The organism is Kitasatospora sp. NPDC034035 (assembly GCF_055575755.1).
Genome location: NZ_JBVISA010000048.1, coordinates 1 through 17,560, shown reverse-complemented (window position 1 = coordinate 17,560; position 17,560 = coordinate 1). Strand labels below are relative to the sequence as shown.

Annotated in this window: 15 protein-coding genes and 2 pseudogenes; 7 read left to right on the top strand and 10 right to left on the bottom strand. The window is 69.7% G+C overall.

The features are described 5' to 3' along the window. Positions 1-220: 220 nt before the first annotated feature. On the top strand, positions 221-826 hold the full coding sequence (locus tag ACZ52J_RS39220; RefSeq protein ID WP_465625780.1) for a 2'-5' RNA ligase family protein: 606 nt from the start codon (positions 221-223) through the stop codon (positions 824-826). A gap of 1,404 nt (positions 827-2,230) precedes the next feature. Here the strand turns inward: ACZ52J_RS39220 and ACZ52J_RS39215 are convergent. The 3 genes from ACZ52J_RS39215 to ACZ52J_RS39205 all read right to left on the bottom strand — a co-directional run bounded on the left by ACZ52J_RS39215 (position 2,231) and on the right by ACZ52J_RS39205 (position 4,827). Next, on the bottom strand, positions 2,231-2,788 hold the full coding sequence (locus tag ACZ52J_RS39215; protein WP_360505519.1) for a hypothetical protein: 558 nt from the start codon (positions 2,786-2,788) through the stop codon (positions 2,231-2,233). 417 nt (positions 2,789-3,205) lie between these two features. Further along, the gene (lexA, locus tag ACZ52J_RS39210) at positions 3,206-3,883 is read right to left on the bottom strand and encodes a transcriptional repressor LexA (protein ID WP_360505521.1); all 678 of its coding nucleotides are present in this window, start codon (positions 3,881-3,883) and stop codon (positions 3,206-3,208) included. A gap of 119 nt (positions 3,884-4,002) precedes the next feature. After that, positions 4,003-4,827, bottom strand: a complete 825-nt coding sequence (locus tag ACZ52J_RS39205; RefSeq protein WP_465625817.1) for a helix-hairpin-helix domain-containing protein — start codon at positions 4,825-4,827, stop codon at positions 4,003-4,005. On the opposite strand from ACZ52J_RS39205, the gene ACZ52J_RS39200 reads away from it, so the two are divergent. The 3 genes from ACZ52J_RS39200 to ACZ52J_RS39190 all read left to right on the top strand — a co-directional run bounded on the left by ACZ52J_RS39200 (position 4,807) and on the right by ACZ52J_RS39190 (position 6,026). After that, positions 4,807-4,929, top strand: coding sequence for a hypothetical protein (locus tag ACZ52J_RS39200; RefSeq protein ID WP_465625778.1), 123 nt, complete (start codon positions 4,807-4,809; stop codon positions 4,927-4,929). The genes ACZ52J_RS39205 and ACZ52J_RS39200 overlap by 21 nt on opposite strands. 135 nt (positions 4,930-5,064) lie before the next feature. After that, positions 5,065-5,361: a cupin domain-containing protein gene (locus ACZ52J_RS39195; RefSeq protein WP_465625776.1), complete on the top strand. Its 297-nt coding sequence runs from the start codon at positions 5,065-5,067 to the stop codon at positions 5,359-5,361. 272 nt (positions 5,362-5,633) lie between these two features. Continuing rightward, positions 5,634-6,026, top strand: a complete 393-nt coding sequence (locus tag ACZ52J_RS39190) for a hypothetical protein (RefSeq protein WP_465625774.1) — start codon at positions 5,634-5,636, stop codon at positions 6,024-6,026. Between the two features lie 539 nt (positions 6,027-6,565). Here the strand turns inward: ACZ52J_RS39190 and ACZ52J_RS39185 are convergent. After that, positions 6,566-6,871, bottom strand: coding sequence for a hypothetical protein (locus ACZ52J_RS39185; protein ID WP_465625772.1), 306 nt, complete (start codon positions 6,869-6,871; stop codon positions 6,566-6,568). Between the two features lie 930 nt (positions 6,872-7,801). Between ACZ52J_RS39185 and ACZ52J_RS39180 the strand changes: the two genes are divergently transcribed. Beyond that, positions 7,802-7,948 (top strand): hypothetical protein, encoded by a 147-nt coding sequence (locus ACZ52J_RS39180; protein ID WP_465625770.1) that lies wholly within the window; start codon positions 7,802-7,804, stop codon positions 7,946-7,948. Between the two features lie 729 nt (positions 7,949-8,677). Here the strand turns inward: ACZ52J_RS39180 and ACZ52J_RS39175 are convergent. Then, positions 8,678-9,895 (bottom strand): ParB/RepB/Spo0J family partition protein, encoded by a 1,218-nt coding sequence (locus ACZ52J_RS39175; RefSeq protein WP_465625768.1) that lies wholly within the window; start codon positions 9,893-9,895, stop codon positions 8,678-8,680. Continuing rightward, entirely contained in the window at positions 9,892-11,088 is a 1,197-nt protein-coding gene (locus ACZ52J_RS39170) for a ParA family protein (RefSeq protein WP_360505595.1), read from the bottom strand. The genes ACZ52J_RS39175 and ACZ52J_RS39170 overlap by 4 nt, the downstream gene beginning before the upstream one ends. A gap of 396 nt (positions 11,089-11,484) precedes the next feature. Here ACZ52J_RS39170 and ACZ52J_RS39165 point away from each other — a divergent pair. Then, positions 11,485-12,315: pseudogene (locus ACZ52J_RS39165) on the top strand (helix-turn-helix domain-containing protein); the annotation flags it as partial. A 66-nt stretch (positions 12,316-12,381) separates the two neighbouring features. On the opposite strand, the pseudogene ACZ52J_RS39160 reads toward ACZ52J_RS39165, so the two are convergent. Further along, positions 12,382-12,606 (bottom strand): annotated as a pseudogene (locus ACZ52J_RS39160) (IS256 family transposase); the annotation flags it as partial. A 434-nt stretch (positions 12,607-13,040) separates the two neighbouring features. Here ACZ52J_RS39160 and ACZ52J_RS39155 point away from each other — a divergent pair. Beyond that, positions 13,041-14,252 (top strand): alpha/beta hydrolase family protein, encoded by a 1,212-nt coding sequence (locus tag ACZ52J_RS39155; RefSeq protein WP_465625766.1) that lies wholly within the window; start codon positions 13,041-13,043, stop codon positions 14,250-14,252. A 588-nt stretch (positions 14,253-14,840) separates the two neighbouring features. Here ACZ52J_RS39155 and ACZ52J_RS39150 read toward each other — a convergent pair. From ACZ52J_RS39150 to ACZ52J_RS39140, 3 genes are all read right to left on the bottom strand, one after another. Continuing rightward, positions 14,841-15,044: a hypothetical protein gene (locus tag ACZ52J_RS39150; protein ID WP_465625764.1), complete on the bottom strand. Its 204-nt coding sequence runs from the start codon at positions 15,042-15,044 to the stop codon at positions 14,841-14,843. A gap of 428 nt (positions 15,045-15,472) precedes the next feature. Beyond that, complete coding sequence (locus ACZ52J_RS39145; RefSeq protein ID WP_465625762.1) at positions 15,473-16,000, bottom strand: hypothetical protein; 528 nt, start codon at positions 15,998-16,000, stop codon at positions 15,473-15,475. A 450-nt stretch (positions 16,001-16,450) separates the two neighbouring features. After that, on the bottom strand, positions 16,451-16,993 hold the full coding sequence (locus tag ACZ52J_RS39140) for a hypothetical protein (protein ID WP_465625760.1): 543 nt from the start codon (positions 16,991-16,993) through the stop codon (positions 16,451-16,453). Positions 16,994-17,560: the final 567 nt, after the last annotated feature.

Below are 17,560 nucleotides of genomic sequence, written 5' to 3'. Positions count from 1 at the left end.
TCCCCCCACGCCGATGGAATCGGTCCGCGCGCAGAACTACTGATGGCATCGCGCATTGGGTCGTCGCGAGCTACCCGGGCTGATGCCGGTGAGTCGTAAGGCGCCTTCCACTATCGAAATGCCTGATCAGGCAGGTCGTTGAGCACCCGGGCGATGACGGCTTCGTCCCTCATCTCTGCGTGCTGGGAGGGCAGTGGCGCGCAGCGGTCACCATGGAGGGGTGGACGGACACCCGATCGACGTTCCGGGCGTCCTGGACGTCGGACCGACGCCCCGGACGGCGCTTGCCTGGTTGCCGCCGACGGAACTGTGGCAGGCCGTCCAGCGGATCCGGGAGGAGCATGATCCGCAGATCCGCCGCTGGCCGCCGCACGTCAACGTGCTGTTCGGCTTCGTCTCGGAGTCGGACTTCGGGCCCGCGCTCCCGCTGCTGGGCGCCGCTGCGGCCGAGCACACCCTGTTCACCGCGCGTCTGCACGGAGTGCGCCACTTCCCCCACCGCCACGACGCCACGGTCTGGCTCGACCCGGCGGCCGGCGGCCCCGGCCCGTGGCAGGCACTCCACAGCTCGCTGGTGGAGCGCTTCCCCCGCTGCCGGGGTCGGGCGGACGGCTTCACACCCCACCTGTCCTTGGGGCGGACCCGGGACCCGCGCCGGCTCGCGCCCGAACTGGCCGCCCGCCTGGGCACCACCTCGGCACCGGTCACCGAACTCACCCTCCTGTCCCGCCGGGGCGACGGCCCGATGCGGGAGCGGTTCACGGTCAAGCTGGGCACGGGCGAGGTCCGGCAGCTGCCACAGCCGTCGGACCTCGGGCCCGCGTGACCACGGGTCTCAGTACATTCGCGGCTTGATCAGCTGCGGCACTTCCCGGATGCCGCACCAGCCACGGCGCGCATCGACGGTGGCGCACGTTCGGTCGAACGCCACCGGAAAACGGCCTGAAGCTGAGACGTCCCGCTCAATTCGGCCAGCGCAAGTACCAACCGGACGAAACTCAAACCTCCCGCAACCCGGCTCGTCCACCTCCCCGGCATACAGTGCCTGAACGGGCATTCCCGCCAGAGCGGACACACCCGGGACCGCCGGGACGCCCCAACTGCACGGAGCGCGTGCGGCGCGGCACCACAGCCAGCGCCCGACCAGGGTCCGCAGGTGGGTCGACCGCGACCGCGACACGGCCGGGGAGAGCAGCAGGCCAGGCTCGACAGCGCCCCGGAGGCGCTCGCCTTCTTCCTCGGCCCCCGTCGGCCCGTGGACGGCAGCGGACAGCCGCACGCCGTGTGGGCGGATGGGTACCGGGCCTCCCTGTCGGGTCAGGACCGGGTCGCCGCCCGCAGCCGCCCGCAGCCCGACGTAGTCCTGGGGACGCAGAGGTCGGCTGGTCACCTGGCGGTGGTCGGCGGCCGATGGGCGCCCCTGGCGCCGGCGATGCCCGGGCGACCGGTCGGTGAGCCCCCGGGGTATGAATCGGCCGGGCCTTGGCCATGGGGACGGCCCCGGGCGGCGCGGTGTGTTTGATCGAGGTAGTTGTTACCAGGCGCTTCCTGCGGCCTGCGCCTTCGGCCCGCCTTGGCTACCAGCTGGTCGGGGTGGTGTCATCTGCCTCGTTCGTCCCGGGCCCGGAGTCGGCTGTGGCTGCCCATGCGGCTATCCGGGCGCCATCCGGATATCTCGTGAGCGGGAGACGCCCGGTGAAGGGTATGTCGTCTCGCACGAGATGACTCGGGACCCATGAGGAGACCAGCGTGTACGCAGTAGTACGGCGGTACGAAGGAGTGACCGATCCTGCGGAGGCAGGGCGCCGAGTGGCCGAGGGATTCGTGCCACTCCTTCGCCAGGTTCCCGGATTCATGGCCTACTACTGGGTTGATGCCGGGGACGGGGTGATGGTCTCCACCAGCGTCTTCGAAGACCAAGCCGGGGCCGAGGAATCGATCCGGAGAGCGGCGGACTTCGTGCGGGACAGCCTCGCGTCACTGCTCCCTAATCCTCCCCACGTCACGGCCGGCCAGGTCGTGGCTGCTGGGTAGCGACCTCCGCAGCGTCCCTCACGGCACTGCGACCAGAGCCCGATTCTTCTGGGAGCGGGATTCGGCAGACGTCGCGACCAGGTGACAGCTATCGCGACCGCTCACATCGGCCCTATTGGCGGGCGCACCCGATTCGAAGGGAGCGGAATTCAGTGCGTCCCTGTTCGTGGTGGCTACGACCTGTGACGATGCACGGTCAGGACAATGGCTGCCCACCACGACCGGTGCGGCTGACACCCCGCGGCGAAAACGTCATCGGCCCGATCCAGCCCCGACGGACGAGCGCAATCTGAGACGGCAGTGGGGTCACCGGGTCGAGAGCCCTTCCGCGCGACCAGTTCTCGAACAACCCCTCGGTCGTCTCGACAGCAGACACCACCATGGTTACCTGGCAGTCCCCGTCATCCCAGGTATTCCACAGCGCCCAGCCCTCTGGTCGCGGGTCGACACCGATCCGCGCGCACGCGTCCTCGTAGTCCTCATCCACCCCGGCCGGCATGACCCCGGGCTTCAGGACCGCGGCACCGACGAGCCTGACCAGGGGACGGTCCTCATCCACACAGCCGTCGCCGTCGAAGTGGTAACTGCGTAGCACCCGGGCGAGCGCGTTCACGCTCCGCTGGAGCGATGTCGCGTCGTCCGGATCGCGCTCGAACGAGAGCCAGTCCTCGTTGGACGCTTCGACAGTGACTCGGTAGGCGAGGCGCTCGATCTCTCGGAGATAGTCCGATTCGCTGAGCTCAGGTGTGGTCATGGCGCGCAGTCTCGCATCAGGGTGCCCAATGTAGACACGTGTTTTCGACCGTCCCAGGCCGCCGCAACCTTCACTGGTCTCGCTGGATTTCAAGGTCGCTCGGGCATCCTGGCAAGATCCTTCTGGATCAAGGTGACGTTCGTCGAGGGTTCATGTCTCCAGGGTGCAACTGCCCAAGCCCGCGACGAGGCTGGATGCGGCCGGTCGGCCGACACCGCAGCCGCCGGCCGGGGTGCCGCGTACGGGCCTCGTGCGGCGTTCGGCAGCCGAACTTCGCGTGGTGCCGTCGCCGGCCGCGGTGAGGCGCCTGCGGGCCGACCTCCCCTGGTGCTCAGCCCCTCGGATGACGACTTCGTGGGACGCTCGCGAGGGCGTGGCCTGGTGGCCGCCGGTCATCGCGTGGTGTCGTCCGTTTGTTCAGAGTCGGCGCAGGACGGCGACGACCTTGCCGAGGATGGTGGCGTTGTCGCCGTTGATGGGCTCGTAGGCAGGGTTGTGCGGCAAGAGCCAGGTCCGGCCGGCCTCGCGCTTGAGGCGTTTGACGGTGGCCTCGCCGTCGATCATCGCGGCCACGATGTCGCCGTTCTCGGCGACGGGCTGGCGGCGCACGACGACGGTGTCCCCGTCGGTGATGGCGGCGCCGGTCATCGAGTCGCCGCGTACTTCCAGGGCGAACAGTTGCCCGCCGCCGACGAGCCGGCGGGGCAGGGTGAGCTCGTCCTCGATGTGTTCCTCGGCGAGAATCGGGCCGCCGGCGGCGATGCGGCCGAGCAGCGGAACGATTGCGTCGCGCGGTGCCGGGCGCACGGTGGTGGCCGGGCCGTCGTCGAGGAGGCAGTAGGCGCGGGGGCGGTGCGGGTCCTTGGCGACCAGGCCCAGCTGCTGGAGCCGGGTGAGCTGGTGGGCGACCGAGCTGGAACTGGACAGGCCCACGGCCTGGCCGATCTCGCGGATGGACGGCGGGTACCCGTTGCTGCGGAGGTGGGTGCGGATCGCGTCGATCACCTGCCGCTGGCGCTCGGTGAGGCCGTCCTCGCCGATGCGGACGCCCTTGGGCCGGCCGCGGCGGGCCCGCGCAGGGGTGGTGTCGTCCATCGTCAGGTGCCTTTCGGTCGTTGCGGGGGACTGTATCCCGCCGCGGTGCGGGCGGTCATCCGCCCGGGGCGGGTGACCTGCGCAAACGGGGGCCGTCGGGATGGTGTTGGTGTGTCCGGTCATCGGAAGTCGCGGCTGCGGGCGCCGGGGGCGAGGGTGAGCGAGGTGAGGCGGGTGGCGACGAGGTTGATCGCGCCGTCCTTGCGTTCGGCGGTGCCGTGGACGAGCAGGCCGGCGTTGCCGAGGGCGACGCGGCGCTGGCGCTCCCACACATGGGGCTGGCAGATGATGTTGACGAGACCGGTCTCGTCCTCAAGGGAGATGAACAGGACCCCGCCTGCGGTGGGCGGGCGCTGGCGGTGGGTGACGAGGCCTCCGACGGCCACCGTCGTTCCGGGGATGGCGCTGTGCTTGAAGTCGGCGGCGGTCATGGCGCCGCAGCGGTCGAGGTGCGGGCGGGCGTGCTGGACGGGGTGGGTGGTGGCCGAGGCGCCGGTGGCCCACAGGTCGGCGATGGTCTCCTCGACGGCGGTCATCTCCGGCAGGTCCGCCGGGGCGGTGAGCGCCGGGGCGGTGCCGGGCAGCATGGCGCCGGTGGTCCGGGCGAGCAGTCCTGCGGACCACAGGGCCTGGCGGCGGGTCACCCCTAGGCTCGCGAAGGCACCGGCTGTGGCGAGGGCCTCCAGCACGGGCGCGGGGAGGGCGGTGCGGCGGGCGAAGTCCTCCAGGTCGCAGTAGGGGCGGGCGGCGGCGATCGCGTCTGCGTGCTCCGGGCCCAGTCCGCGCACCGCGGCGAGCCCGAGACGGATCGCGGGCCGGGCAGAGGCCCCTCGCTCTCCCCCGGCACCGCCCGCAGCGCTGCTGGTTTTGATGCTGGGACCGGTGCCCGCCGTGGTGGCTTCGAGGGTGGGAGCGGCGTCGCTGTGGTTGACGTCGACGGGCAGGACGGTGACGCCGTGTCGTTTGGCGTCGGCGACCAGGGTCAGGCCACACGGGAGGCGGCCAAGCGGCTGCGGAACCTGAAGGACGACGGCCGGGCCGGCTGACCCGCGACCGCATGACGTCCGGCCTGACGGCCCTCCGGGTCACCGGTCTGGCTGTCCCCCCGTGCACGGCCGTGTGCCCGGAACTACCGTCGCCATCAGGTCAACGACGCTCCACTCCTCAACCAGGAGATCCCCATGGCAGCTGACGCTGTGCAGGTAGCACCTGATGTATACAAGATCCTCTTCGAGAACGATCGGGTACGGCTTCTCGAGGCCCGACTCCAGCCTGGTGCCACGTCAGCCATGCACCACCATCGTGACAACCTCGTCTACAACCTCGCAGATGGGAAGGTGACCTTCACCGACGAGTCCGGCGAAACCGTCGAGGTCTCGCTCGCGGCTGGCGAGACGATGTGGAGCCCCGCAGTGGACCACTCCACGCACAACACGGGGAACACCGAAGTCCGCTCGCTGCTGTTCGAGTTGAAGTAGCGGCCCGCACAACCGACACGTCAGCCTCAGCGGATGCCCGCCGGTGGTCAACGGTCAACCGAGACCGCGTCCACAACCAGGTCACCGGGCCGGTCGCCCTGTACACGGCCACGCAGTCCCACGACGTGCGCTCCACCAGCTGCAGCGCGGCACATCCGACCGGGTCCGCAACAAGCGCGTCAACGAGCGCACCGGCACGAGGACAAGCTCGCCGCCGCCAGATCGCCGTCTCCACCGGCCCCGCCCCCGAGGCCGCCAACATCATCGACCTCATGGACGCCCTGCGCCGCAGCCTCGACAGCGCCCGCAGGGACAAGGACCAGGACCAGGCCGACGAACCGGCCCCGGCCAAGCCCACACGCCGGGCCCCCGCCGCCCGCGCCGGCCACTCCCCGAAGCAGACCGGCGGGAAGAGAAGCACCTCCGCCAAGACCCCCAACGCCGGCAGCACCAAGACGGCCGCGGCCGAGTCCACGTCGAAGCGCACCGGGGCCACGGGCAAGCGCACCAGCGCGACCGGCAAGCGGCAGCTGTCCCAGCTCACCAAGGCCGAGCTCTACCAGCGCGCCACCGACCTCGACATCCCCCACCGCTCCACCATGACCCGCGGCCAACTCCAGCACGCCCTCGAACACACCACACGACACCGACGCACCGCCTCGTAGAAGGCGGCGCGCACTCGGCAGCCGACGCAGCAGTCCCGCCCCGGGCGGCCTGCAGGGAACGCCGATGTTTGCCCCCGCGAATCGAGGCAACAAGAAGCCCGGGCGGGCGGTGCACGGGCTCGGCCGGCAGACCTCTCCCCCCGGTCTGCCGGCCGAGCCCAAGGGCCGAAGGTGAATCCGAAGTCCTCGGCGCCAAGCGTGGAGCAGCTCGTGGAGTAGGTGCGCAGCAGGCCGGGGGCCCTGCTGGCGGACTGCGGCGCGTACGGCTGCGACACCCAAACGGAACGCCGCCGAAGGGCGGGGTCTCGACGGCGGCGGTCACTGTGGGCCTCGCACCCGCCAGCGCCGCCGCCCGAGTGCGGCCGCAGTTGTGGCCGGCGGGCAGGGCATGGCGTGCGTGGCCACGGTGGATCTCCGCTCTCCTCGGTGACTGCTGCGAGGACCCGTCAGCCGGCTGCTCCCCGCTCGGGTTCGACTCGGCACGGTGGGTCGATCGGCTGTCGGTCCCGCCCGGCGTTCAGGCGATGCCAGGGCCGGGATCAGGGCGCGACCGGGCCTCCGATCTTGGACCAGGCGCCGTTGGCGCCGGTGTACTCGTAGACGCCGGAGTGGTCGGGGCTGACGCCGTAGAGGTGGTCGTCGGTGGTGACGAAGGCGGCTCCGGGAGCGCCGATGCGGGTCCAGGTCCCGCGCGCGGGGTCGTACTGCTCCATGTCGCCGGTCGCCGCGTCGGTCGCGTAGAGGGTGGTGCGGCTGGTGAAGATGCGGTCAGTCGCGCCGCGGACCTGTTCCCAGGTGTCGTCGGCACCGGTGTACTCGAAGACCCCGTGATGATCGACACTCACCCCGTACAGGTGGTCACCGGTGGCAGCGAAACCACTCCCCGGGCCCCCGATCCGCGTCCACGTCCCGCGCGCACGGTCGTACTGCCCGATGTCACCGGAGGCCGGGTCCGGCGCGTACAGCGTCGTCGCGCTGGTGTAAATCCGGCCGGCGGGGCCGCCGACCTTCGTCCACGCGCCGTCCTTGCCGGTGTACTCCTCGACGGCCGTACGGTCCGGGGCGATCCGGTACAGGTGGCGGCGACGGTGGGGCCGGCGGCGGCCGCCGTCGGTGCGGCGCCGGGTGCCGCAGGCACGCTCGCGGTCGCGGACGCGGTGCGGCCGGGGACAGGCGCGGGAGCCGCGGCACCATTGGTAGGCGCCGGACCCGGGGCCGACGGCAGGCCGGGGCCCTCTCCGGGCGGCGTCGTTCCCGCGATGGTCGGGACCCCGGACGGGGACGGCAGGTTGGGGTCGGACGGCAGGGAGAGGCCGTCCGGCGAGGCAGTGACCGCGGGCGCGGCGGTGTCCTCGCCGTGCCGGGGCTGCTGGTACCGGTTCGCGACCACCACCGCCGCGAGCAACGCCAGCAGAGCGGCCCACTGCGCCGGGGTCCGCCAGCGCCTCCAACCGCCGGCGGTACGTGGCCGGGAGCCGTCCGCTCCGCCGACCAGCCCGGGGGACGGCACTGCAGGGGCCGTTCTTGAAGCCGGCGCCACCGGAACGGAGGTGGAGGCGGCCGGAGCGGCACGGGGACGGGATTCGGCCTCAGGCCGGGCGGGAGAAAGGACCCTGGTTGCGGATCCGGCAGCAGAGGCGGCGGCGGGCTTGGCCGAGGATCCTGCACCTGGCCCGTGGCCGGGCTCAGCGGCGGCCCCGGCGTCAGGTTCAGGCCGGCCCGAGCAGTCCTTCGACGGCGGCCGGACCTGGAACAGCTTCCTTGACCGGCGGTACGTGGGCCCTGGCGGCTGGTACACCCTGCCGACGAAGTACGACGACGGAGGCGTGTGGTACCGCGCCTGCTCAGCCGCCGAATGGGCGGGCAGCCCGTACGCGAACCCCCAATGGGGCTACAACATCGCCTGCACCAACTGGTACTGACCCGATCCCCGGGACGGCCCGCCGAATCCGGCGGGCCGTCCCGGCTTGCCGGGCACCAGCCCGGCGCCACGGGGCGGGTGTATGAGGCAGGGCCTCGCCGCGCATCCTGATCGGGACACCCACCCGGGTTCAACGACGCCGCCCCCCGGGGCACGAGGACGACAGCGACGGCCGCTGGGAACAGCGGGCTACCTACGGGCCACCCGTGCGGTGCTCCCCGGCCCGAATTCAGGCAGCGTGCAGGACGTCCGACAACGCGGTCTGCTGCCCGGCCAGCTTCCCGCCCTCGTGGGCCCTGTCCTGCCAGTTCCGGCGTGAGGGGATCGGGCCATGCAGGCGCAGACACGAGATTTCATGATCAAAATCCCTGGAAGGGGTCCGTGGCTGCCTATCCGTCAGCCCAGAAGCCCTACACGCCAGCCATGCCCTGAGAAGCCGCCCAAGTGGCCTTTCTGTGCCTCACTTTTCAGGCTTGCACATGTCAACGATCCGCATATGACGCGACTGTCCCCATTTGCGGTAGGACACCCGACTTGCACGGACATCGTGCTGGCCCGCCGGACGGAAGCGTAAACGCCGTTTACATCACAGAGCCTCCCTGCGAGCCACCCGCCGACGACTGCGCCACGCCCGGCGTGTAAACGCCGTTTACACCGCCCCGGTCCGGCGAGGACAGAACGGCCTGGGCACCTTCACGGTGCCCAGGCCGTCGGTCATAACCCGTGCTGATCAGCCGCCGGCCGTCCGTTCCGGTGCGTACTCATCAAGCCGGTCCAGCACCTTGGTGGCGACAACCCTCAGCTCGTCGGGCTGGAGGAAGCGGCAGAGCCAGGTCGCCACTCCCTCGAGGTCGCGCCAGTCGGGCACCCCGGTCGCAGTTGGCGGAACCGTCGCCCCGCCGGCCTGCTGAGCCTGCCGGACCATGTCTGCGGGGAACTCCTCCGCCGAATACGTGATGCGGTCGCTCGCATCGATGCCGGCGTCGCGCTGGTCCGGTAGGCCGGAGGTGTAAACGCCGTTTACACCCGGAGGCTGTTCCGATGAGCTGCCGTCCTGGAGCTGGGGCGCAGTCGTCCTGTAAACGCCGTTTACACCGTCACCGGCGCGGTGGTTCCCGGCGGCAGGTGCCGAGGGGCGATCGCTCGCCTGCTCCCCCGCCGGACGGTCCGCGCGCTTGGCCGTCCGCGCCGCCTTCGCGGCCTGCTTCTCGGCGGCCGCCTGCTTCGCGGCCTCGGCCCGCTCGAGTTGCTCGGCCGGGGTGATTCTCCCTGACCGGGCTTCAGCCCCGATCCTGCGCGCGTCCTCGACGGCCAGCTCTCCGGTTCCTGTCTGCTCCTGAAGCTCCGGAGAGAGGTGGAGCAGGGCCAGCCGCTGTCCGACCCAGGCACGGGACTTGCCCAGCGCCCGCGCGACGGCGGCCTGGTTGCCCTCGTAGACCGTGTTCAGCAGCTGCTCGATCGCCTGGGCCTCTTCGAACGGCGACACGTCCTCGCGGTGCGCGTTGGCGATCAGAGCCGCCTCGACCATGTCCGAGGCACGCGAGACCAAGTCGTCGTTGAGGTCCACACGAAGGGTCTTGAGCCCAGCCTGCTGCGCGGCCCGCAGACGCCGGTTTCCATCGAGAGCGACGAAGTCCGCCTCGCCGATCGCATCCGACTGGTCCGGGTGCGCGTCGAGGAACGCGCCTCGGCTCACCACGGTGACGGGGACGATCTGCCGACGGGCCAGGCTCTCGGCGAGCTCACCGATCGACTCCCTGTCGAAGGTCTTCCGGGGGTTGAGCGGGTTGAAAACGATCGACGACACCGGTGCCGACGACGCACGCCGCACCCGGCCCGTCGCGTCCAGCGCCTCGCTGCGCGCTCGCACCTCGTCCCCGCGTGCGGCGCCTTGAGCCAGCGCCCCGAACGACCCGCCGCCGCCCTGCAGCTTCTTGGCGATGCTCACGAGAGCCTCCGTCGGATCTCGCGCATGCGCTGTGCCTGGATGGATGTGGGTGCGTACATGAGCAGCGGCTGCTTGACGTGGACGGCCTCGCGCTGTTCCTTGAGGTCGGGGACGACGGAGACGACGGGCGGTGTGCCCAGGGACTGCCAGTTGTCGAGGGAGTGGGTGGCGACGTAGCCCTTGCGCTTGTCGAACTTGTTGACGACGAGTCCGAGCCGGTCGATGTCGACCTCGTAGTCGAGGCTGACGGTGCGGATCTGGCTGTCGAGCATGGCGTAGGCGTCGGCGGAGGAGTCCTCAGCCTCCACAGGGACGAGGACGCCGGAGGTGCCGGGTGCCTCGTTCTTGCGGCGGTGCCCGTAGTAGAGACCGGCGTCCATCGCCAGGCCGAGGTTCGGCGGGGCGTCGATCACGATGACGTCGAAGTGCTCTTCGAGCGGGGCGAGGGCGCGCTGGAGGCTGGTCTCGCGGGGGCCGCGGACGGATCCCAGGCGGGAGTCGAGCAGGAACGCATCGAAGCTTGAGGGCAGCAGGCTGAGGCGGCCTTCGAAGTGGTCCGGCTCGATGGCCACGACCTGGTCGAGCAGTGAGCCGACGACGCGGTCCCGGTCCACCATGTGGGTCACCAGGCTCTCTTCACCCGGCGGGGTCTGCTTGACGCCGAGCTGAGACGTCAGGTGGCCCTGCGGGTCGTAGTCGACGAGCAGGGTGCGCAGCCCGGGCAGGGCAGGCAGCTTCGAAGCGCCTGTGCTGGCGGGCAGGCCGAGCGCTATGGCCTGGCCTGTCCCGGCGGCGATGGTGGTCTTGCCGACTCCGCCCTTCTGGTTGCAGACGACGATCCGCCGGGTGTACTTGGGGATCGCCAGCTCGGCCAGGGAGACGTTGTGTGAGTCGATCCACACGCGGATCGCCTGGGCGAGGCCCTGGACGAAGGAGATCCCACGACCGGCGCAGTCCTCCTTGAACTCGTCGTACAGGCCGGGGGGGAGCCAGGTGTTCCAGCTCTCGGCCCCGGACGTGTCAACGGTCGGGTTGTCCGTGGCCGGCCGGACACGCCACTGCTCGACAGCCTGGGCGACAGCGTCCTGCATGTCGATCCCGAGCTGCGCCGACCGGGTCTTGAGTTCCTGACGGAGGGCTACGGGAAGCTTCGACGCAACCTTTTCCCGCCCGCCTCCAGAGTTTTGAGTCATCATGGCGTCACCATAGTGGCGCCATGCTGGTTTAGGCACATCCTGCGACCGTGTGTCTTCGGGCTTCTCTTCCGCCCGGGTGTAAACGGCGTTTACACGTGAGCTCACGGTGAGGCCCGTGACACTGCGGCCTGTACGCTCACGTCGCCCGGTCCTTGGAGCACAGGGATCCGACCGGCCAGGGCTCTTGACCCGGTGGCAGCCCGCGGCATGGGTCCCGGAAGACCCCCGCCGTACAGGGGCTATGACTCCGGCCCCGAAAACACGGAAGGGCCTGCTTCCTTGGCTCGACGCCGAGGAGGCAGGCCCTTCGCTGTGTCGGCGATCGGATCCAGGCCTGCCGAGGAGAGTCACTCCCCACCCATCACCGCTAGCCGTTCATGGGCGGGGCCATACCGCAGCCCGGCTGGCTACCGGCTCTATGGCCTCCATGCGCTCGCGCGCCTGGACCTCGTGCGAACACTGCGTGACCTGGGAGTCGACCTTGCCGGCATCCGGCAGGTGCTGGACCGGGAGATCTCGGTTCCTGAGGTCGCGGCAGCGCATGCCGACGCCCTGGACGTGCAGATCCGCACCCTACGGCTGCGCCGCGCGGTACTGCGAGCGGTAGCCAAGCGGGGCTCCACCCCTGAGGAGACGGACCTCATGCACAAGCTCGCGAAACTCTCCGACGACGAGCGCCGACGCCTCGTCAACGACTTCATCGACGACACCTTCGGCGGCCTGGACGCCAACCCCGACTTCGTGGACATGATGCGCTCGGCCATGCCCGACCTGCCGGACGACCCCGAACCGGATCAGGTCGAAGCATGGGTGGAACTCGCCGAACTCACCCAGGACCCAGACTTCCGCACCGCGGTGCGCCGGATGGCACAGCACCAGGCAGCCGAACGCGCCCAGGGCGACACCACCGGACTGCACCACGACCTCACCGAGACGGTCCGCGAACAGGTCGGGCACGCCCTCACGGCCGGCATCGCCCCCACCTCCGCCGCGGCAGCACCCATCATCGACGCCCTCACCGCCCGCTACGCCCAGGTCTTCGGCCGCGCCGACGACACTGACCTGCGCCGCTGGCTGTCGACACGCCTGGAGGTCGCCAACGACTCGCGCGCGGAACGCTACTGGCACCTCCTGGCCGTCATCAACGGATGGCCCGCCCCGACAAGCCTCGCGCCGGTGTTCGCCTGGTTCATCGAGGCCCTGCGCGCCGGTTTCGAGCAGTAGCGCGCTGCCGTGTGCGCCCCGCAGCGGCCCTCGAGGTGCTGAGACAATCAGGCCGCGAGGCCCCCTGGGGCGCTCCACGAGCCGGCCACGTTCGAAGCGTGCTCCGGCGCGGACGAACGGGACGAGGTGGGCGCCGTTGACGGCCCGCCAGCGGGCCTGGACGGACTCGACAAGCTTGAACACCATCGCCCGCCCGGCGCACGGGAGCCGGCGCCTTTGCTGACCTTCGTGCGATGGCGGACGGTGGCGAAGGGTCGACTCGATCGGGTAGGTGGTCCGCAGATGGATCCAGATGAGGCTGACGGTGGCGAGGGTGCTGGTCCAGTTGCCGGCGTGGTGAGCGGCGCGGTCGTCCACGTACGCGGCCGCACCCGACTTGGTACTGGTGACCAGGATCGAGCCGCCCACCGCGAGCCTTGTTCCGGCACGCCCGTGTCCCGCGAGCAACATGTCTCACAGGACTAGTGCAGCGCCGCGTTGATCCTTCGGGGGTTCATGCCGCTTTGAGTGGGCTGCCGTCGTAGATCCAGCGGTAGGGCTTGGCGTCGTGCTCGTCGTAGGCCGAGACGAAGGTGGCGCTCGACGATGCCGCCGAAGGGAACCCGCGCCGCACGACATACTCCCGGCGGATTACTCCGGTACCTCGCGGGGCTACGAACGACATCAGAGTGTTTGCATCCACCGGCCGACGCGACAGAGGAGCTGCGGAACCTAGCGTCGATCCCATGAAACGCAATCGCCGTATCAGCGCTGTCGCGGCGCTGGCGCTCGCCGCCATCGTCGCCGGAACCGGCGCCGGGTTCGCCGCCACGACCACACCGTCGGCCACACCGGTGGCCACGCACGCGTTCGACACCGCACCGGCCACGGCCACGGCCACCGCGCCCACACGGTCCTTCCAAGGCACCCTCCCCGCGCCGACCGGCCCCTACGCCGCCGGCAAGGAGGTCATCCACCTCACCGACGCGAACCGTCCCGACCCGTGGGTGCCGTCATCCGGCCCCCGCCAACTGACCGTCACGATGATCTACCCGGCCGTCCCCGGGACCGGGACGCCGGCCCCTTACATGACCCTCGGCGAGGCAGCCGGAATCCTCCAGCGCCAGAAGACGCCGGCGAGCTCCGGCGTCACCCCGCAGACCCTTGCCGGCGTCACCACCCACGCCTTCGACGGCGCGCGGCCGCAGAGGGGCAAGTATCCGCTGGTGGTCCTCTCAGCCGCGCACGAGAACCCGCGCATGACGCTCACCGCGCTCGCGACCGACCTGGCCAGCCACGGCTACGTCGTCGCGCTCGTCGGCCACACCAACGAGGACAGCGGCGAGACGCTGGCGAACGGCCAGACGTCGTCGTGCGTGATCTGCGACAACCCGGCGCTCAACCTCGACTCCGTCGTCGCCAGCCGCGCGACGGACGTGTCCTTCGTGATCGACCAGTTGACGCACGGCAATACCGCGTGGCGCCTGGCCCACCTCATCGACAAGCACCAGATCGGCATGGCCGGACACTCCCTCGGCGGAGCGTCCGCCGCCGCCGCGATGATCGCCGACCCGCGAGTACGGGCCGGAGTGAACATGGACGGCACCTTCCACCCGACCCCGATGCCCGGCCAGATCAACCGGCCGTTCCTCATGCTGGGCACGGCCGAAAACCACTCGGCCGGCGGCCACAACACCACGTGGGAGCAGGCATGGGCCGCCCTCGGCGGCTACAAGGAGTGGCTGACGGTCACCGACGCCGACCACTTCGACTTCAGCGACCTGGACCTGCTTAAGAAGCAGGCCGGGTTCCCGACGCAGGGCCTCTCCCCGGAACGCGGGCTGGTGATCACCCGCGAGTACGTGACGGCGTTCTTCGACCGGACGCTGAAGGGGATCCACAGTCCGCTGCTGGACGGCCCCTCGCCGAACAATCCGGAAGTACTCTTCCAGCACTAGCCAGGCGCTAGCAGCGAGGCCTACTCGTATCGGGTCCCCCGGCGTTGTCGCTTTCCTGTCGCCTCGGGGTCGCTGCTGGCGTGATGGACGTCACCGTCCCCAGGGATGCGTTAGGCAGCAGCCGCCTGACCGCTTGGGCGGGGTCCTGCGCCCGTGTTACGCACTGGGCACGTAGACGTTCGATCTCCAGGTGCTGAGCGGCGAGCCGGGAGAGGGCCAGCTGTCGGAATGCCATGAGTTCCTTGAGCTGCTTCTCCTGGGCTTGGAGGCGCTGGGCCAGGACGGCGTTGGCGTCCTTCAAGCGGGCAATCCGGGAGTCTCGCGGGTCCGGGGTCCCTCCTGCGCCCTGCGTCGCCTTGAGTCGGCGAGTGACCTCCGCGGCGAGGTGCCGGTAGGGACCCGGTCTGGTGGTGCCGTCGGGGTTCTTCTTCGGGTAGAAGGCGGTACGGGTGACGCCGGCTTCGGCAGCCAGGGTCTTGGGATCGCACCGGCCGCCCTCTGGTACTTCGCCGCGAAGAAAGTCGGTCCATGGCCGAGCGGATCGCGTGTTCGTTGCGGGAGCGGGTCTGTTCGGTGATCCGGGCCATCTCACACCCCGTTCTTGTGGGCGGTGTCGATGGCTTCCAGGACGCGCATATCGCGGTCGAGTTCCTGCTGCAGCCGGCTCTTCTCCACTCGCTGGCTGCGGCCGATCGCGGCGATGAACGCCTTCTTGTTCTCGGCGCCGGCGGCCCAGACCGGCCGGTGGCAGGCATGGTGGGTGGCCTGCGGGCAGCGCGCGGCGTCGCACATCCCCACCAGGGGCCGGTCGGCGGCCGGTGTACCGGCCGGCTTGAGGCACAGGGCCTTGGCGGGGTCGGCGAACCAGCAAGTAGCCAGCAGTAGTTCGCGGTGCCCAGATGCAGGGTCTTCGCGCGCCAGGCCAGGAGGTTCAGTACCTCCTGGTCTCCGCGCTTGGTGGCCGGCGCTCCGGGTTCAGCGCCGGTGTGGGTGTCGACGAAGGCGAAGAAGTCGAGCAGGCTCTTGGCGCCGGGGCCGGCGGGCATCCGGCCGGCCTTGTGGTCCTGCCAGACCTGCCAGGTGAGGTCCCTGTTGCGTTCGGCCTCCAGCTTGCCGACCTCGGCGAGGAGGGAGGCCTGGGCGCCACCGGGCCGGGCTAATGGTGGAGTCGGGTATCGGAACTGTCCGAATGCCGTGTTGGTTCGACCAGCAGGGGCCGGTCACCCATGGCACTTGAGCTTGATCAGCAGGACATCGTCGGCAAGCGTGTCCAGGTACCCGCCGATGTCGTGTTGGTAGTGCCACCCGTCATCCATGTGAGGGCAGGTCTCCCAGTCCTCGCAGAGAGCGTGGACGGGCGTGATTCCGTCCTCGATCCACCAGCCGTCGAGCGTGAGAAGGTCGGGTTGCTGGATGCGGGCGGTCACCCGGCGAACGAAGTCCGCCCGGTCACCGTCGAGTGCGGCGACAAGGCCAGTCTGGTGGTTCAACCACGAGATGTCACCGAGCTCAGGGATCTGGCTGAACGGATCCGCGACGAACGCCTGAAGCAGCGGCTGCGTCGTGAAGTCGGCCCACATCCGCTCCGTCGGATAACCCTGCGGATCCTCCAGGTGAAGGGCGCGGAGCGTCGACCACGGCAGCATCGGCGGATGCTCGGGGGCGAGGCGGTGCCACAGATCCCACGGATCGCCTGCTCGGGTTCGGACGGTCGCCATCCGCTTCGAGAGTGCGCGGAAGTCGGTCAAGTCCAGCAGCCCCCGTGGCCCGCCGGCGCACATCCCGGGCAGGCTCGGAAGCGGTGTGCCGTCATAGCGGGGGTCGTCGTGGATCAGCTGCGTGCTGTCGTGGAACCCAGGGCGTGCCGAGAATCCGCTGCCGTCACTGCCTCCGCGGATCGTCCCAGATGGACCGCCACTGCGGGTTGGCGTACATCTCGAACGGTGCCATCGCCTGCCCGAGCGCCGTGACGAGGTCATCCCGCGCAGTCGCGGGCAGACAGGCCACGACCCGGATTCCCGCCATCTCCGCCCCCTTATCCCACGCTCGACCAGTCCGCGCATGACCATATCGGGCCGATCCCGCCCGGCACGAGGAGGTTTTCCGGGACGTGATCATTTCAGCGGCGGGACGCGATTCTCAGCACGATGCTTCGTTGAAGGCCGGCCCCAGGGCCCAAAGGTGCTGTTCACGAGGAGTCATGTGCCACTTCCGCTCGGGTCGGGCCAGCTGTTCCGTCGGCTGACGTCTGCGGCGTAGGCGGCCCAGTCCCCGGCGGACGCTTTCTGCCATTGGACGGCGACTTGGATATGGATGCCGAGCATCCGGGCGAGGATGGCGGCGGGGAGTTCCACGGCGAGGGTGAAGAGCCCGGTGGAGCGGTCCTGTTGGGGCCGAATTCCGATCTTGTGCAGCCTCATACCGATCTGGCTGTCGCTGAGCGGGCGCCCTGGCCGTCCTCCAGGGAAGAGCCAGGGGATGTTGTCCGGTGTGCCGATCTTGGCCTTTCCACGACGGGTCGCGACGAGCTCGCGGACCAAGGCGGCCAGCGGACTCGGGAAGGTGACGGGCGAGGTTCCGAAGGTGATGGCCACGGTGTCGCCGGTGATGTCGACGTCATCGACGGTGAGCTGGCTGATCGTGGAGATCTTCTGCGCGTAGAGGATCAGCAGCAGTCCAGCAACGCGATCCGTGGTGGGCAGTTTGTCGTCGTTGAGTATCGGAACTGTCCGTTGCGACATGAGGTCGCTTGTGTTGAGTGAAGACGTCGAAGGAGGTTCGACTGAGGTCGAAGACGTAGTCCGGGCCGTATCCGTGGCCTGTCCCTACCCCGACATGCGTGGCTGGGTCCTGCTCAGCCGGGTGTGAAGCTCGGGTGAAAGCCCAAGAGTCTCCGTTCCGCCCCGGGGCCACAGGCGATGGGAAGGCTGGGTATGGGGTGAATACCAGTGAATCCTTGCTGATGCCTCGTAATTCCAACGCTTTGTGGCGGTATGTATCACAAGGTGACAGGGGCCCGTCGTTGAAAGGCGACAGGTGGCGGCCAAAGACTGATTTTGGTCGCGTGGATACCACCGCCCTCGGGGTATAAAGGACACCCAACCCCAGCCGCACCTCACACATGCGGAACATGGAAACCCCGCTAGAGTCCGAGACGGGCGCAGTGCGCGAACGTAACGGTAAGCCGATCGTAAGAGGGGCCTAATTCTCTGACGGGACAGGATGCCCAAGAAGCTAACGCCGGCTGCCGAAAGGCAACACGAAACGCAAGGCAGACATGACCGACTCTCTCCTGTCGGATGCCCCGT

Excerpts from the sequence above, each read along its gene's own strand:
- ACZ52J_RS39215 (WP_360505519.1), bottom strand. The coding sequence starts at position 2,788 with ATGACCACACCTGAGCTCAGCGAATCGGACTATCTCCGAGAGATCGAG.
- lexA (WP_360505521.1), bottom strand. The coding sequence starts at position 3,883 with ATGGACGACACCACCCCTGCGCGGGCCCGCCGCGGCCGGCCCAAGGGC.
- ACZ52J_RS39195 (WP_465625776.1), top strand. The coding sequence starts at position 5,065 with ATGGCAGCTGACGCTGTGCAGGTAGCACCTGATGTATACAAGATCCTC.
- ACZ52J_RS39190 (WP_465625774.1), top strand. The coding sequence starts at position 5,634 with ATGGACGCCCTGCGCCGCAGCCTCGACAGCGCCCGCAGGGACAAGGAC.
- ACZ52J_RS39170 (WP_360505595.1), bottom strand. The coding sequence starts at position 11,088 with ATGACTCAAAACTCTGGAGGCGGGCGGGAAAAGGTTGCGTCGAAGCTT.
- ACZ52J_RS39155 (WP_465625766.1), top strand. The coding sequence starts at position 13,041 with ATGAAACGCAATCGCCGTATCAGCGCTGTCGCGGCGCTGGCGCTCGCC.
- ACZ52J_RS39150 (WP_465625764.1), bottom strand. The coding sequence starts at position 15,044 with ATGTGCGACGCCGCGCGCTGCCCGCAGGCCACCCACCATGCCTGCCAC.
- ACZ52J_RS39140 (WP_465625760.1), bottom strand. The coding sequence starts at position 16,993 with ATGTCGCAACGGACAGTTCCGATACTCAACGACGACAAACTGCCCACC.